17 protein-coding genes and 1 tRNA gene are annotated in these 16,162 nt (G+C 41.3%); 7 read left to right on the top strand and 11 right to left on the bottom strand.

The window, feature by feature from the left end; all coding sequences use genetic code 11:
* Nucleotides 1-7 precede the first annotated feature (7 nt).
* The 10 genes from BMX69_RS19370 to BMX69_RS24520 all read right to left on the bottom strand — a co-directional run bounded on the left by BMX69_RS19370 (nt 8) and on the right by BMX69_RS24520 (nt 9,156).
* Complete coding sequence (locus BMX69_RS19370) at nt 8-1,774, bottom strand: V-type ATP synthase subunit A (RefSeq protein ID WP_100043255.1); 1,767 nt, start codon at nt 1,772-1,774, stop codon at nt 8-10.
* Nucleotides 1,767-2,369, bottom strand: a complete 603-nt coding sequence (locus BMX69_RS19365; RefSeq protein WP_100043256.1) for a V-type ATP synthase subunit E — start codon at nt 2,367-2,369, stop codon at nt 1,767-1,769. Before BMX69_RS19365 ends, BMX69_RS19370 begins: the two co-directional genes overlap by 8 nt.
* Before the next feature lie 16 nt (nt 2,370-2,385).
* On the bottom strand, nt 2,386-2,694 hold the full coding sequence (locus tag BMX69_RS19360) for a V-type ATP synthase subunit F (RefSeq protein WP_025230563.1): 309 nt from the start codon (nt 2,692-2,694) through the stop codon (nt 2,386-2,388).
* 3 nt (nt 2,695-2,697) lie between these two features.
* Complete coding sequence (locus tag BMX69_RS19355) at nt 2,698-3,129, bottom strand: ATP synthase subunit C (RefSeq protein ID WP_054792185.1); 432 nt, start codon at nt 3,127-3,129, stop codon at nt 2,698-2,700.
* 22 nt (nt 3,130-3,151) lie between these two features.
* Entirely contained in the window at nt 3,152-5,080 is a 1,929-nt protein-coding gene (locus tag BMX69_RS19350) for a V-type ATP synthase subunit I (protein ID WP_100043267.1), read from the bottom strand.
* A 15-nt stretch (nt 5,081-5,095) separates the two neighbouring features.
* Nucleotides 5,096-6,142 (bottom strand): V0D/AC39 family V-type ATPase subunit, encoded by a 1,047-nt coding sequence (locus BMX69_RS19345; RefSeq protein WP_100043266.1) that lies wholly within the window; start codon nt 6,140-6,142, stop codon nt 5,096-5,098.
* 4 nt (nt 6,143-6,146) lie between these two features.
* Nucleotides 6,147-6,458, bottom strand: a complete 312-nt coding sequence (locus BMX69_RS19340; RefSeq protein ID WP_054792127.1) for a hypothetical protein — start codon at nt 6,456-6,458, stop codon at nt 6,147-6,149.
* A 233-nt stretch (nt 6,459-6,691) separates the two neighbouring features.
* Nucleotides 6,692-7,822, bottom strand: coding sequence for an SH3 domain-containing protein (locus tag BMX69_RS19335; protein WP_054792128.1), 1,131 nt, complete (start codon nt 7,820-7,822; stop codon nt 6,692-6,694).
* A 207-nt stretch (nt 7,823-8,029) separates the two neighbouring features.
* The gene (locus BMX69_RS19330; protein ID WP_054792129.1) at nt 8,030-8,725 is read right to left on the bottom strand and encodes an alpha/beta hydrolase; all 696 of its coding nucleotides are present in this window, start codon (nt 8,723-8,725) and stop codon (nt 8,030-8,032) included.
* Between the two features lie 248 nt (nt 8,726-8,973).
* Nucleotides 8,974-9,156, bottom strand: coding sequence for a glycine zipper domain-containing protein (locus BMX69_RS24520; protein ID WP_166433156.1), 183 nt, complete (start codon nt 9,154-9,156; stop codon nt 8,974-8,976).
* Between the two features lie 702 nt (nt 9,157-9,858).
* On the opposite strand from BMX69_RS24520, the gene BMX69_RS19325 reads away from it, so the two are divergent.
* The 6 genes from BMX69_RS19325 (at nt 9,859) to BMX69_RS24800 (ending at nt 13,373) form a co-directional block, all read left to right on the top strand.
* Nucleotides 9,859-10,728 carry a DUF4886 domain-containing protein gene (locus tag BMX69_RS19325; RefSeq protein ID WP_115639907.1) on the top strand — a complete coding sequence of 290 codons (870 nt, stop codon included), beginning with the start codon at nt 9,859-9,861 and terminating at the stop codon, nt 10,726-10,728.
* Nucleotides 10,729-10,786: 58 nt separating this feature from the next.
* Nucleotides 10,787-11,269, top strand: a complete 483-nt coding sequence (locus BMX69_RS19320; protein WP_100043264.1) for a hypothetical protein — start codon at nt 10,787-10,789, stop codon at nt 11,267-11,269.
* Nucleotides 11,270-11,733: 464 nt separating this feature from the next.
* Complete coding sequence (gene trmB / locus BMX69_RS19315; RefSeq protein ID WP_100043263.1) at nt 11,734-12,372, top strand: tRNA (guanosine(46)-N7)-methyltransferase TrmB; 639 nt, start codon at nt 11,734-11,736, stop codon at nt 12,370-12,372.
* 87 nt (nt 12,373-12,459) lie between these two features.
* Entirely contained in the window at nt 12,460-12,612 is a 153-nt protein-coding gene (locus BMX69_RS24515; protein WP_166433213.1) for a hypothetical protein, read from the top strand.
* A gap of 114 nt (nt 12,613-12,726) precedes the next feature.
* Nucleotides 12,727-12,799: transfer RNA gene (locus BMX69_RS19310), tRNA-Lys, on the top strand.
* A 487-nt stretch (nt 12,800-13,286) separates the two neighbouring features.
* Nucleotides 13,287-13,373, top strand: a complete 87-nt coding sequence (locus tag BMX69_RS24800; protein WP_330387740.1) for a putative holin-like toxin — start codon at nt 13,287-13,289, stop codon at nt 13,371-13,373.
* A gap of 187 nt (nt 13,374-13,560) precedes the next feature.
* Here the strand turns inward: BMX69_RS24800 and BMX69_RS19300 are convergent, their stop codons facing one another.
* Entirely contained in the window at nt 13,561-14,157 is a 597-nt protein-coding gene (locus tag BMX69_RS19300) for a TetR/AcrR family transcriptional regulator (RefSeq protein ID WP_157724439.1), read from the bottom strand.
* A gap of 729 nt (nt 14,158-14,886) precedes the next feature.
* Between BMX69_RS19300 and BMX69_RS19295 the strand changes: the two genes are divergently transcribed.
* Nucleotides 14,887-16,158: a TolC family protein gene (locus tag BMX69_RS19295; protein ID WP_242941303.1), complete on the top strand. Its 1,272-nt coding sequence runs from the start codon at nt 14,887-14,889 to the stop codon at nt 16,156-16,158.
* The last annotated feature ends 4 nt before the right edge of the window (nt 16,159-16,162 follow it).

Here is a 16,162-nt window from a genome sequence, read left to right as displayed (position 1 = left end):
CTCCTCCCTATGCATTGCGTTCGATGACGGAATCATAGAAGGCATCTACCTGCTTTTTATAGTCATCAAACATATCAAGTCTGTCGTTAGGTACATCATATTTAATGGAAATGATCTTATCAAAGATCGGATCCTCTTTTAATACGGACATAGGCATTCCCATGGAAACAAGGGAACGGGATTTCTTGTATAAATAAAGAATTAGATCCATCATTTTAAACTGTTTTTCCATTGGGACACAGGTATCGTCCTTATGGAATGCGTTCTGCTGTAAAAATCCGATCCTGATCACCTTTGATATTTCCAGTATAAGCTTCTGGTCATCGGGAAGCATGTCTCCGCCGATCAGCTTTACGATCTCCATCAGGCTGCTTTCCTGGGTCAGCAGGAAGACCAGACGGTTTCTGTAGTCCACGAACTTCTTATCCACGTTTTCCACGTACCAGGGCGCCAGATCAGTCAGATATTCAGAATAACTGCTGAGCCAGTGAATGGCCGGGAAGTGGCGTTCGTTTGCAAGGTTTCTGTCCAGGCCCCAGAAGCAGCGGACAAAACGCTTGGTGTTCTGGGTTACCGGCTCGGAGAAGTCGCCTCCCTGAGGGGATACGGCACCGATGATGGTAACTGAGCCTTCGGTTCCGTTCATGTTCTGAATCATCCCGGCTCTTTCATAGAAGGCCGATAAACGGGAGGCCAAATAAGCTGGGAAACCTTCTTCCGCGGGCATCTCTTCCAGACGCCCGGACAACTCTCTTAAGGCCTCGGCCCACCTAGAGGTGGAGTCCGCCATGATTGCCACATGATATCCCATATCCCGGTAGTATTCCGCCAGGGTAAGGCCGGAGTAAAGGCTGGCTTCACGGGCGGCCACGGGCATGTTTGAAGTATTGGCAATCAGTGTGGTCCGGTCCATCAGAGGATTTCCGGAACGGGGGTCAACGAGCTCAGAGAACTCCTCAAGCACCTGGGTCATCTCGTTGCCACGTTCCCCGCAGCCAATATAAATGATAATATCCGCATCAGACCACTTGGCGATCTGGTGCTGAGTCATGGTTTTTCCTGTACCAAAACCGCCGGGTATACAAGCGGTACCTCCCTTAGCAAGAGGAAACAGGGTATCAATGATCCTCTGCCCGGTGATAAGAGGCTTTCCGGCCGGATATCTCTTTAATATAGGCCTTGGTACACGGATGGGCCACTTCTGGGTCATGGTAATTTTCTTTTCGGACCCGTCTAAAAGCTGGAGGGTCAGCAGGGGATCGGATATGGTATAGGAACCGTCCTCCACCACGTCAAGAACATAGCCTTCCATATCAGGGGGTATCATAACCTTATGGACGATTGCCGGGGTTTCAGGAACCTCGGCAATAATGGTACCTGGTAACAGATGATCCCCTTTTTTTACTGTTATGTGGGTCTTCCAGAGCTTCTCGCCGTCAAGGGCATCCACATGAATTCCCCGGTCAATATATGCCCCTCCGGTCTTTGCGATCTCGCTTAAAGGGCGCTCAATTCCATCAAAGATGTTGTTTAAAATGCCTGGGGCCAGTGTGACGGATACGGGGAAGCCGGAGGAAGTGACCGTCCCTCCCGGTTTTAAGCCGCTGGTTTCCTCATATACCTGGACAATGGTGCGGCGGTCTGTAAGGCCGATGACCTCACCGACTAAGTGGTCTTCGCCTACATAGACCATTTCATTCATTCGGAATCCGGAATCACCCTTTAAATAAATGACAGGGCCGTTAATGCCGGAAATGGTGCCTGTATTAGTCATTAGCCGTACCTCCCATCAGATCCTTTACATCAAAGCGGAAGTCGCGTTTTGCCTCCGCCAGCTTGGTTTGAAATGAATTGTCGATTAAAATGTGCCTGGAAGGGATAACAGCCCGTGTTCCTCCCAGAAAGGAGTATTCGCTCACCTGGATGTCAGAGCCGCCTGAAATTGCCAGTTCATTGATCTTCTCTTCATCTGCAGGATCGATGTAAATGGTGATGAATTCCTTTCCTGCCAGGGCCTTGGCTTCCCGTATCTGCTTTTCCAAAAGCTTTGTATATTCGGGGGATCCCATAAATGTGGCCAGTTTATCCCGAAGCTCCGAAAACAGCTTATCTTTCAGCTCATCCTGTTTTTTTCCAAAAACCCGTTTCATGCCGATCTGTTCCAGGGAAAGCTTTTTGTTGATTTCCCGCTCGATTCGTTCGCTTTCCAAAGCTACCTGGTGTGCAGCCCTTCGTTTCGCATCTTCCTGATGCTCTAAAAAGGTCTGCTCCAAGGCAGCTGTATATTCATCAAGCATCTTTGCACTGCGGGTTCTGGCATCTTCCATGCAAAATTCCAGGAAATGCTGTAATTTTTCCTCAGTCGTCAAGATGACCACCTCTTTCTTATAGTTTTAATCCGATGGCTTCATTAACGTAATCTGTGATAAAGTTCGGCTTGCGGCCGGTACCATGGCGGTCAGGGATTTCTATGATCAATGGAAGCTTGCGGTTTAACTTCACATCATTGATGATGTCCGGAAACTCTTTTCCGAACTTTTCCGTCAGGAGAATGATCCCAATCTCCTTATCGGCCAGGACTTTATCCAGTTCACGTTTCAGTTCAGCCTTTTCATGAACGACAGCGCCCTCAACTCCGGCTAATCTCATGCCGGTCCAAGTGTCCACGTTATCGCTGATCAAATACATTTTCATGGATTAGAGCTTACCTAAGATCATGAAAGAAATGATCAAGCCATACAGACAAACGCCTTCGGCAAGCCCTACGAAGATCAGTGATTTACCAAGTATGGAACCATCCTCGCTGATGGCACCGAGAGCAGCGCTGGCAGCAGCGGAAACGGCAATACCGCCGCCGATGCAGGCAAGACCTGTGGAAAGGGCAGCTGCTAAGTAACCCATTCCGGCAATGCTTCCAGTGCCGGCAGCGGCGCTTTCCGCAGCAGCAGCCTGGCCGTTAAACATGAATACACTGGATACGATTAAGGTTCCGAAAAATAAAAGGGTGTTGATACCAAGAGCAGTTTTATAGCGGCCCTTTGTTTTTGCGCCCATGGCAAAGGCTCCGAAGGGCAGGGCGATACTTAAGGTTAATGCAATTGCTAATGTAATTTTTACTAAGGTTGACATAATATTACCTCCGTTTTGGTTTTTAAATTTTCTTCCCGTATGGTTTAAATGCACGGCCGGTTCCACGATAGAAACGGCTGAATAATTCGTAATATTCCAGACGCAGAACCTGGATTCCAACGATCAGGCCTTCCATGCCGCAGACGAATAAGTTGCCAAGAATAACAACCAGCCAGTTCGGGTTTCCTGCTTCCACACCGGACAGCATAAGGACAACCTCCATCATGGCCGCGTGGCTGACAGCAAAAGCCCCTACACGGACAAAGGAAAGGGTGTTGGAAAAATAACTTAAAAGCACTTCAAACAGTTCAAAGAAACCCTGAACCACAAACATGCCCTTTTCCTTTGGCATGATCTGCGCTTTCTTTTCCACCAGGTTGGTGAGAGGTTCCTTAAAGAACATGACGATCAGCGGGAGGCCAAACATGATAACAAGGAGTATGGCAGCCGGAATGGGATTATTTGTCATGTATAGGACGATGGTGAGCACAAGGCTTGCATAGAAGACAAGTCCTGCCACACCGTTTGTGTCAAACAGGGTCCTTTCCGGATCATGAAAGCGGATGCTGTTTATGATGTTAAGAACCATGGTCAACAGGATAATGCCCATACCAATGGAAACCGCTACGATAAATACGGTATTCAGCCTCCCTATAAAGGGCAGGTTAGTCATGTGCTCCAGAGGACGGAGCCAAACGGCCTGTATGATGTTTTCAAATCCAAAAACACTGCCGAACAGGAATCCAAATATGGTTGAAAAAATACCGCAGCAGGATATAATCGCCGCCAGATTTATCTTTTTCAGCCGGTAGAGGAGCAGCCCTCCAATCAGAAGGCATATTCCCTGCCCCACATCCCCGAACATAAAACCAAAGAGGAAGGAATAGGTGATACCGATCAATATGGTGGGATCGATCTCATTGTATGCCGGCAGACCGTACATCTGTATGAACATCTCAAAGGGCTTAAAAAGCCTGGGATTATGAAGCTTGGTGGGAGGTTTGCTCAAAATGTTGTTGTGGTCATCTTCCAAGATACAGAAAGTTTTTTCATCGTTAGAGATTTCTTTCTGAAAGGCGGCCGCATCCCGGTTGCTCATCCAGCCGCAGAGGATATAAAAGGTATTTACTTTCTGTTTGGTGCATGCGGCCAATTTTCTCACGTTAAAGTTGGTAGAAAATACCTCAAGCTTATCCCGTGCCGTCAATAACTCCTCCTGCCTGGATTCCAGCAATTCGGACATCTGTTTTCGTATGCCGTCGATATCAGACTGGAGAGCGCTTATCTTATCTTCCAGAAAATGAATGGCGTCTAAAGGCGTGCCCTCATATACGTCAGGCAAAAAGTAACGCTCAAAACGCATGGAGGCATAAATAGCGTCAATCTGGTTAGAGATGCTTTCCGGCACAAAATAAACCAGCCAGACATATTCGTCATCCTCCCGGCATTTATAGAGGACGGTATCAATGGTATCATATACATAGCTCACAAATTTGTTGTAATACTCATGAGAAATACGCCCAAAACGGAATTTAATGTACTTAAACTGAAGGATGGAGCTTAACTCATAGTTTAGTCCGGTAAATGGCAGGATTCGTTCCAGGGATTGCCGGAAAGAATTTTGTTCGGATATAAGGGCCTCTTCCTTTGCTGTAAGCTCCTTTACCTGGTCCCCGATCTCACTGACAATTTTGTCTGCCCGCTGGATTGGAATCTTTTTCCGGTTGCCTGGCTGAATACCCGGAGGGAGTAATTCCGCCAGCTCCATGGCACGCTGGTAAGCGTCTTTGTATGGATTTGTTTCAATATAAGGCCTTAAGTCTTTCACCGTTTTTAATTCCGACAGGGCATTTTCCAAATGGATTTCATATTTGGATAAATAAGTGTCGATGACCCGGTCAATATCTTCCTTGGGCCCGGTGATACTTAAGAATTTCATCTTTTCTATCACAAAAAGCAACCCCCTTTACATTTTTACTACATAGGAGATGATTTCATCCGGGCTTACGCGGTAACGGATGCTCTCTATGAGGGTGATAATCTTTTGAATTTCTTCCTCCTTAAAATAAAGATAGGAATTCAGTGTGGCAATGGAATACGGATTCTGCCGGCTGGAGGAACGGTATATTTTATCCAGTACTTCCAGTGTAATGTGTTCCAAGTCCGGCATGTCTGCGGCTTCCAGATCTGATTTCCGTCCATAAAAGGTATTCTTTAGTACAGAATAGAACTCTTCCAGTGTAGCTGTTTCTGCCAGTTTACTAATCTGCTCCTTATTCAAATGATAATTGAAGGGGATAAGAAGGGTATAAATATCGGCAGGCTGCAAATGATAATATTTTTTAGATCGGTAAATCCACTGAATATTAAGTAAATCCAGCTTGGAGCCAAAGCAGCGTTTGAGGAGGTCCTGTTCCTTGCTTGTAAGATATTTTCCCATGACCTTCCAAATGGTCTTAAAGTAAAGAAGATCTAAGTGGACCTCATAATCAAACAAGGTAGGCTGTTCCCTGTCATCTAAGTGGGACAGCAGGTCATAATAGACCGAACCTTCTAAGTTGGCTATAAACTCTTTTAAGTCCGTGGTTGATGACAGCTTAATTAGATCCAGCCGGGAATGCTTCTCAAAAAAGTCCTGGAATACAGAGAGATCGATATCTAATCGGTTCTTACCCATAGCATTGCGGAAGCATTTCTTCAGGATATCGATTTCAAAGTGCATAAAATACAGGTCAAGGAACTTACGTTGGGTTAAATTGGCGAACCGGTAGAGCTTTGCATAATCCTGGTACAGAGAAAGGATCAGACGCTGTTCAATGGCCCCCCGGTGGAGCACTACACCCTCCAGGTTAGCAAACAGTCCTTCATAGGCCGGAAGACGTCTTAAATATTCCTCTGCATCAGAAACGGTTTCAAGGGCAGCCATTTCGCGGAACTGACTGTCGGTGATCAGATGGCTCTCCATGGCTCTTACTTTGGTTGTAATGCCGCTGTAGGATAGTAAGTCTCCCATTGGATCACTCCTTTATCATAGTATTGAATAGTTTCTCCACATATTGAGTATGATGATCTTCGTAACGCTGTTCCATGGCTTTAAGGACCTTTTCGGAATCGCTTCGCTGTTTTTCCAGACGATTATTCATACTGATTTCCATGCCAGCCTGCAGTTCTTGAATTTTTTTACTGGTTTCTTCTTCCAGCTGTGCATCAAATTCAGCGGTCTGTTCTTTCATATCTTCGGCAAACGCCTTTTTGCGCTCATTGGCATCATTCATAATAGATGCCGCTGCCGATTCAATCTCGGATATCTTCTCGATTACAGTATCCATACCGAGCCCTCCTTTTTGTAATTATTTTTTTAAAAAATATAGTGCTTGATTTATAATGATACTACAATTTAAAAAAAATTCCATAGGATGTTAGTAAAAAAACCCAATATTAATATAGTTTTAACATAAATATAGATTACGACAATAGGGCTGCAGCTATGCATGGTCAATAGAAAAAAGCGAAGATCAGGGAAAATTTTCCCTGGTTTCTTCGCTATTTTTTAACGGTTTCTTTACGGGGTTGCGGCTGTTGTTGTTGCTGTATTCTCCGCGGCGGAAGTAGACTCCCCTGCGTCCGTCCCTGTCTCACTTTCCGATATTGTCAGGAATTCGGTGGCAACATAAGCCTCTGTTCCTTCAAACATAATAACCGTCCATTTGTCGTCATAAGTCTTGACATATTCCACTACTGTACCGGAAGCAAGGCTTCCAAGCTTGGCACCTTCGGTAGAAGGCTCTGAGCGGACATTAAGCTTGCTTTTAGTGGTATAAATTTTCGTCGCTTCTGTCTCTGGTTCCGTAGGTTCTGCAGAAGTTTCGGCACTTGTCATGGCTTCGGTAGTTACCTCAGCAGTCGTTTCGGCTGTTGTGGGATCTTTTTTTGAGTCCTTTCCTGGGATCAGCTTTACGATGATCAGGACAAGTACAAGAAGAACCAGAAAGATGAGAGCCGGTTTCAGCAGTTCGTAGGGATCAAAGCCTTTCTTTTTGGAACGCCTCCTGCTTCTGCTATGTGAAGCGGGCCTCTGGCCGTTTCTGGAAACACTCTTCTGAGCCGGCCTTTGTCCTGGTCTTGCCCCGTCCGGTCTTGTACCAGTGCGCCCGGCACCGCCTGTATGTTCCTGTGTTCTTAATGGCGCAGTTCTTGCGCCGCTGCTTCTTTGATTACCTGTTCCCTGGAATTCATTTCTCGAAGCGCTGCTTCGCGGAGGATTATTCCGGGAAGTTGAGGAGATGGTCCTAACGTCTGCAGGATGTTTATTAATTGGGGTTCCCCCCTGGCTTCCTCTATTATTAGAGTTTGCAAAGGTATTGACTTCCTGAGACAGAAGCTGAAAGGCCTCGTTGGCGTCATAGGGACTGTCATCTCCTTCGTGAACTGCCTTGTTTCCCAGCACGCGGATCCTGTGATAGTGGTCTTTGGCAGACTGAGAAATAAAGCGTCCTTCAAATAGCTGGTCTATGCTGTCCGCCAGATCGCCTTCCACAATCAGAGCCCTTTCTCCAAGATAATTTACCATATATTCCAGGGTTTGCCGGGCTTTGATCATAGCCATGTTATACTGCTTCTGGCTCATGAGCTTTTCCGTTTCCCTTTGACCCTGCTGGATTCTTAGCAAGAAACTGTTGTCTGTAGTTCCCATATATTTCCTCCTTTGCAAAAGCGGTTGTATTCCAATATACAGATATTATACTAGATTAATGCAAATTGTGCACCTGTTATTTTGTCGTTTTTTGATTTGTAAGAGAAAAGTAAAAAACTTATTGAGAATCATTATAAATAAAGGAAGAGCGCGAAAGATGGGCCTCTGGAAGGTGCATGCTGCGTCCTCCGGCCCCTAAAAGAATCTCTATATCTGTTTATCAAGCCATTTATCCAATATGGTTAATTGCTTCTCTGTATGAAACCAGTGTTCACCACCATCTAAAACGGTTAAATCGCAGTCAAACCGTTTTGCAAAATCTTCAACTATTTCACGCTCAGTTAGATTATCCTCTGAACCGAATAATATTGCCGTTGATACATTCCATCTGTCAATGGGATTGTTTCTCACATAACAATAATAATCCCAGTTTAGCATTTCACCTATTGGCGTTTGAATTTCTTGTTTTTCCTTCAGTACTTCTTCGCTGACGCTAAACCATTTCATCATATTTTGTATTAAACGTTCCATGTCAAGTATAGGAGATAGAAGCAGGCACTTTTTAAGCGGCATATCTTTGTACGCAAGCAGACTAAAATATGCGCCTAAGCTAATGCCATACAAGTAAATGTCAATCCAACTCTGTTGGACATACGCTCCAATTATATTCAAATCGTGAATCCCATTCCAGACAACACAAGGATAGTTTTCATTTATTCGTTCACCGTGTTCGGGCAAGTCAAAACTAAGAACTTGAAAGCCTCTTTTAACTGCCTTTTCCGCAAAACTATTTGCTTCTTCTTTATTTGCGTTCTTACCATGAACATATATGTATATGCTGTCCGATTTTGTTCCCCACAAAATTACAGGGATATTCTCTATTTTTATAAATTCTTTATCCATATATACTCCTCAAATCTTATAGCTGATAATGCGCCTGATTCTCCCTATTACGTATTGGGGTACAATGTGAATCTGGTTAATGTCCTTTGTGTTTATACTTTTTCTTTTGTTGACGCAATTCAAATTTATATTTGTTTACTTTTCCCTTTTCTCTCTGATTTTGTCTTACGGGTAATTTTTTTATTTTTTCAACATCGAAACGTTGAAAAATTATAGCAGTATGAAAATTCAAGTGATAAAATTTTAATTTATTTCTTTTTCAGAATCTTCTGATCCCCCGCAAAGCCAAATAACAAGCCCAATGATAGACCTAGGGCAAGATTATCCAAAAGTAATCCAAATATCAATCCTAAGCTCATACCAATAGCTAATCCAGAGTGGGCTGATTTGTTTTTATTATTTTCTGACATATTCTTTTCCTTTCTGATCATATAAAAATATCTTATATCAATAATGGTAACAAGTATATAGGTATTTTAATGAAAAAGGGGAGTCATAGATTGAGAAAATGTGTTATAAGCCAGAATAATGACCTTATAGCTTATAACGGATCAGGATAGCGCTGCGAAATACTAAGGATACTTACGTTCCTTAAAAACCGAGGAGAAGATACCCGAAATAAGAGTAATAATTAGCTCTTATTTTTTTTGATAAACTTTACAACCAAAACAATCACTGTAATCAATAATAAATAATTTATAGCTGACCAAAGATAATTAATTAATTCCATTTTTAACTCCTACTTGATGGTGGCTGAATTACAGCTGTAATATGGGATGCACTTATCATTAATCAACAATGTACTTTTATGATTTCCATAATATATATTTAAAGAAGGCATGTAAATGTTGTTTCATTGACAATAGCGTACATCCGGTAATTGAAAATCATTATAAATAAAGAAAAATATCAATTTTTAGATTGTTATGACTATTTCTCGTCAGTATGGGTGTGGGGATCCGGTATGCTTTTTTCCTGCAATCACTTTTAAAAGTATTGGAAAGTAAAAATTATAAGTGTCAAGATTATACCATAAAGTATAAAAATAAGTTTATTTATTGTATATAGTTACTAAATTTTGGTAAAAGAGTGAAAACGAACTATTTTATTACCAATTTCAACCGATATAGTTTATGAATAATATGGGGAAAGGCGGAAGTATGAAGCGTTCAGGATTAGTAAAGGCAGCAATAGGAATTTTGGCATTTTTGGTTATTGCTTTTTTGACCGTATTTTTTTTAATCTCCAGTGCATTAAAGGATTTCAAGGTTCAGGTGATGGATTTTGACCAGGAGTTAAATTTAAGAAAACCGGTACAGGTGAAAACGGAACCGACCGTTTTGTTTCTTGGAAACAGCATGACATATTATAATGATCTTCCGACGGTATTTTTAAATTTAAGCCGGAGCGGAGGATTTGCCGCAGAGGTATATGAATTGACGGAAGGTTCGTATCGTCTTGAATATTTTGCGGATGAAACGGATGAGGTTGGGGAACAGGCGTGTGATGCACTGAAAAATTATGATTGGGATTATGTAATTTTGCAGGAACAAAGCGGTATTTCCACAATGGGAGCAGAAGAGCACATGTATCCTGCCGCAAGGACGCTTGACAGTATGATCCGGGAAGCAAATGGCGAATCGGTGTTTCTTATGACGTGGGCTTATAAAGAGGGTTTCTCTTTACCGCTATTAGGTTTGGAATTTAATAATACAAGAGAAGAAATGCAGACTCAAATGGCTCAAAACTATATGAATATTGCAACTGAACTGGATGCGCTGCTGGCACCTGCTGGTATCGCATTTATGCGGTGTTCTTCCGATTATCCGGAAATTGAACTCTGGGATGAAGACGGGAATCACCCGTCACAGGCTGGGACATATCTGGCTGCATGTGTTTTGTATCAGGTGTTATACGATCAGTCACCCGGAGAACTTGGTTACACAGCTGATCTGGATAGGCAGACGGCTTCGAAGCTACAACTGGTTGCTGCGGGGATCTGATAACAGGATCCGGGTTTCTGTTCTATAAAAATATAAATGGTCTTTGGAGGACATAAGTATGAAAAAGAAATGGAATGTAATAATTGGCGGAAATGAGCATGAGATTGCTTTTAAACCCGGCGCTTTTCGTGGAAAGAAGATCGTGGATGGTGTTTCTACGCCTATTAAAAGTACAAGCATGTTTATCAGGGTTTTTGATGAGCCAATCGAGTTGGAGGGAAAAACACTTCACCTAACGGCAATTGGTTCCAAAGTGGATCTGGCTGTGGATGACGTTTACTTAAATTCTAAAAAACCATACGTACCGCTTAATGAAATACCCCGTTGGGCATATGGATTTACCGCTGCCATTATCATAATCGGCTGGATCCTAAGCGGTCTGTTCGGAATATTAGTTGGCACCATAGGAGGCGTGTTTGTTATTAAAAGATCGATTTCTCCGAAACATAAGAGTCCGATGCCGTCTTGCCTGGGCGTATCAGCCCTGTGTGTTGTCATACAGTTTTTATTCTTGTTCATGAGAATTGCGGTAGCTTTATAGGTGTTATCAAAACTTAATAAAGTGAAACGATTACAAAAAACACTGACTATCAACCCTGATTGATAGTTTTTTTGTCCTAAATTTAGGATAAACTGAGAATATCATCAAAGGAGCACCATAAGCAACATCCCTTTAAAGGAGAGGAGCCGGCAAGATCGGAGGAATCCTGCCGGCTGTATGAAAAAAGTTTATCTAATAAGGATATTACCTGTAACAAATATTAATATATCGGTTGGTTGTGTAGAAAAGTTGTGGAAGATGTGAACAGTTTATGAAAGAAACTGCACCTTTTGCCAGGGATGATCCTGGGTTCATATTCATATTTTTATACTGGAAGCTTTATTATGCTGAAAATTATCGAAAACTTACAAACCGCAAACTTGCGTACCCTGCACCATATATGATACAATCGATCAGTTGAAGTATGTTTTCATTAAGATGAATTTATTTGGAGGAATTTTAATATGAGGTTACGTCATATACCAGGCTCGGAGGAGGAAATTGCGGGTAGTCCCTTTGTTGTACAGAATCCTTTTGAGAAAAAGGGCTGCTGGAAGGAAGTGTTTGGCAATGAAAATCCCATAGAGATAGAAGTAGGAATGGGAAAGGGCCGTTTTATCATGGAACTGGCTGCTATTCATCCGGAAATCAATTATGTTGGTATTGAGAGGTATCCCAGTGTCCTTTTGAGAGGCTTACAGAAAAGGGCTCAGATGGAACTTGACAATATATTCTTTATGTGTGTGGATGCAAAAAATCTGGCCGATATATTCGCTCCGGGAGAGGTCCAGAAGGTTTACTTAAACTTTTCCGATCCCTGGCCAAAGGACCGCCATGCAAAGCGCAGGCTTACATCAGAGGATTTTATGGCGGTTTATGGCCAGATTTTAAAGCCTGACGGTGCTGTGGAATTTAAAACTGACAACAGGGGCCTGTTTGATTATTCCCTGGAAGCAATCCCGAGAGCTGGGTGGCAGATTAAGGAATTCACCTATGACCTTCACCACAATCAGATGGGAGAGGGTAATGTGATGACAGAATATGAAGAGAAGTTTTCCTCTCAGGGGAACCCTATTTATAAACTGATCGCAGGAAGAAAATAATGTTTATAAAAACCGGCATCCGGATTTAATAACCGTGATGCCGGTTTTGCATATAATAAAGCAAAAGCAGATTCGGGAGCAGCAGTTATGGGAATGAAAGATAAGGTTACAAGCAAGCTTCTTCAGGCGACCAGTGATAAAACGGAATTAAATAAGAAAATGCTGTCTTGGAACAAATCTTTTGTAGAAGTGAACAAAACATTAGGCGGAAATGCACAAAAAAATAAGAATAATAAATAAATTCGAAAAAGTTGTAAATTATTTGTAAAAAAGGTGTTGACTTTTGTAGGATACAGTTATATAATTACACACGTGCTCAAGACGAGAGCACAGTGAAAGAAAAACAAAAGACATGCGCCTTTAGCTCAGTTGGTAGAGCAGTAGACTCTTAATCTATTTGTCCGGGGTTCGAGCCCCCGAAGGCGCACTAAAAAGTTCCGGTTTTGCAGACAGAGAGCTGCGGGGTTGGGGCTTTTATTTTGTCTGGATTTATTGGGGCTTGATGGATTTTGATTAAACGGAGAAGCGTATGCGGGATGGCGTCCACTTCTTTCTTTTTTGTAAAAGTGATTCTTTGCAAATTCTTTGGAATTTTTTTGTGATTTTGGGTCATAAGAGCAGCTATTATCTCCCTATCCCATTCGTCGTGATGAAGCTGACAGCAGTTTTGCGGTAAGTGAGATAGTAAAGGAGTTTTCGACATTAGGGAAGAAAAGGGCGTTTATCCTCCTCAGTTTGCAGAATTTAAAATGGTAGTTGTCAGCAACCATGGACCCGCGGTGCCTGTAGTCTTCCTCATGGACAGTGCTGGTGGTCTGCAAATTAAAAGGAGGATTGTTGACCAAGAAAATTATGGTAACATGCTATCAGGAGTAACCGAATAGGGTGGAGCCTTCAAGTTTTGATTGAAGGTGATGCGCATGACAACATATCAGACATTTAGTTTATTGTTTTTAGTTGGTACGTTCTTGATCGCATTGCTGACTTATATAAATCGATAGATTGTTTATCGTTGTTTAAACCCCTGTACAATCAACGATTTTGCAGGGGTTTATTATTTATATGTATTTATTGTGATTTACTCCTTTTTGGGCATAATTTGGGCATCTTTTGGGTGGGGGTAGGATGCCTATTAGCTCTATAAGACCCTATTTTACAAGAAAATACTATCATTTTTCACATTTCTTATTATACTGTTTTTTCATTCTCATGACCCAAATTCATAATGCACTCCAAAATTGCTTTATTAATGTTTCCTGAAATGGCCCGATTGCTACTGCACAAAAATGTTCCTAAAATTAAGATCATCATCGCCTCTGCTTCATTATCACTAGCCGCATTTCCATAGATTTTAATCAAACAATCTTTAATCTTTTTTTTCCAATAGGTAAACATGTCCTGCAACATTGCGAATATCTTTTGATCATATTGTGCCATAACATAAATTTGTACAGTAGCCTTTTGTTTGTCCCCGCACTTACTAAAATCTGCCACGAATTTTAGAAAACGGCAGATATACTCTTCATTTGATTCAGATTCTAGCTGATCATTTTCCTCAAACCATGCCATACATTTGTTTGAAAAAGAATCTTTTGAATATCGAACATAAGAATACACAAGATCTTTCTTATCATGAAAATAATAAAGTAATTTTTGGTGAGACATATGTGCCTGTTTTGCTACGTCGCGCATGGAAACGCTGGCAAGAGGTTTTTCATTGATGCACTCTTGAAATGCATTGATTATCATTTGCTGCATTTCTGCTTTATCTACAATTAATGGCATATTAATCTCCATTCCGCCGCTAACGCTGGCGGCACAAATAGTAATGAAAAAATGATGTGCGTCTATCACCATTTTATTATAATAAACTTAAGGAGAAGTAACACTATAAGGCGCGGTAAGGTGAGTCGTAGATTGCCTCGGATATTTTTGCTTCTATTTGCTTTATAAATAAATCCGTTAATGTTGGCGTAGTTAAACCTTTTTCATTGTTGGTGCTCCTTAAATAATATAATTTCAGATAACAATATAATAACACATTGTAATATAAATACCAATTAGTAATTTATTTGAAATTAATAATAATATTAAGATCTTATTTTAGCATACCATATAGCTCATATAATATAAACTGTCAGTTATTATTTGACCTTTGGTACTCTTCAATCGGACATTATTTTGACCTTCTGCATGGACAAACCCATATAACACTTCGAGTCAAATTACCTTTTAGCTTATTAGGCAGATATATTACATATGTCTACTGTCAATTACGGAAAAAAGCAAATAGATATTAAATATTCATTAAATTCTTGACTTTATTTTGCCAAGTGGTAAAATAAAAAATAAACCAAATTATCCTTATAAGAAAGAGAGAGTAAAGTATGTGGACAAACCAAGTAGATTTTCGAAAACAAGGAAGTATCAAAGATAAACGGTTAATCATTTTAGTTAATGTCAATTTTATCGAATATTAACTGGTTTTAATAAAAAGATTTAGAGAGGAAAAAAATGCCGACAGAGCAGTTTTATAATCTCTCAGATTTAAAGGAAAAAGCGCCCCGTGTAGCTGCTATGGATAAGACAACCATAGCAATCAGTACGCTTTATTTATTAAGGAGGTTTGACGGAAGAATGAGAAAATGGAAGCAGGTTGCAACTTACTGTCTTGCAGCAGTTTTTATAGTTTTTATATCTGTAGAAACAATTTGGGCAGGAAGTCCGGAGTTTGCCAGGACTCAGGAAGAGTGGGCAAAACTTAGAGATAATGTAATGGAGTATGATGAACTGGCGGGTCTGATACATGAATATAACGTAACTGTTCAGAAAAACCAGCTTGATATCAGCGATAAGAAACGTGATGGCAGAATAACCAGTGACCAGAATGCCCAGTATTACCGGGATGCAGCCAGCGATTACCGCAGTTTTGTAAATGGAGAAAATCCTGCTAAAGATGCCCAGAATGAAGTAGGAGCCAGTAATGCAGATGCTCAGGCGGATAAAAATGTGGAGGATATAGTAGTATATCAGCTAACCTATGAGCAGCAGGAGGCCAATTTGGTAGTAGAAGCCCAGACTTACATGATTTCCTATTTTCTGCAGAAGTATGAATTGGAAAGTGCGAAAGACAGTCTGCAACTTGCAGCAGCGGTATATCAAGCTACTTTGACAAAGCAAAGCGCAGGTATGGCAACCCAGATAGATGTTTTGGAGGCTCAGAAAAACGTTCAGGCGATACAAACTTCAATTGAGAAGCTGAATGTTTCTATTGAAGAAACCAGACAGAAGCTTTGTATTATGTTGGGCTGGAAGTATAACGATGCTCCAGAAATCAAAGAAATTCCTAATGTGAATATGGAACGTATTTTCACTATTGATCTTGAGGGAGATAAGGAAGTTGCGCTTCGGAAAAACTACACTTTAAAAATCAATAAACGGAAGTTAGAAAATGCAACAGCAGAAATTACAAAGGATACGCTGAAGCGGACGATATCCAGCAATGAACAGAATATTGGTTCTGATCTGGTAAAAGACTATCAGGAAGTTCTCCAAGCGAAAACCAATTATGAGCAGGCCGTTGCTGAATTTAACTTGGAAAGCCAGAATATGACCACTGCTGAGCGAAAGCTTCAAGTTGGATCTTTAGGAAGACTGGATTATTTAAAGCAGAAAAATGAATATATTAAAAAAACTATCGGTGTAAAGACAGCAGAACTTGCTTTATTTCAGTCAATTCAGACTTATGAAAATGCAGTCAATGGACTTGCATCAACAGGAGGATGATAAG

Origin of the sequence: Lacrimispora sphenoides JCM 1415 (assembly GCF_900105615.1) — a bacterium.
GTDB classification, from domain to species: domain Bacteria; phylum Bacillota; class Clostridia; order Lachnospirales; family Lachnospiraceae; genus Lacrimispora; species Lacrimispora sphenoides.
This window is presented reverse-complemented; position numbering and strand designations above follow the sequence as displayed.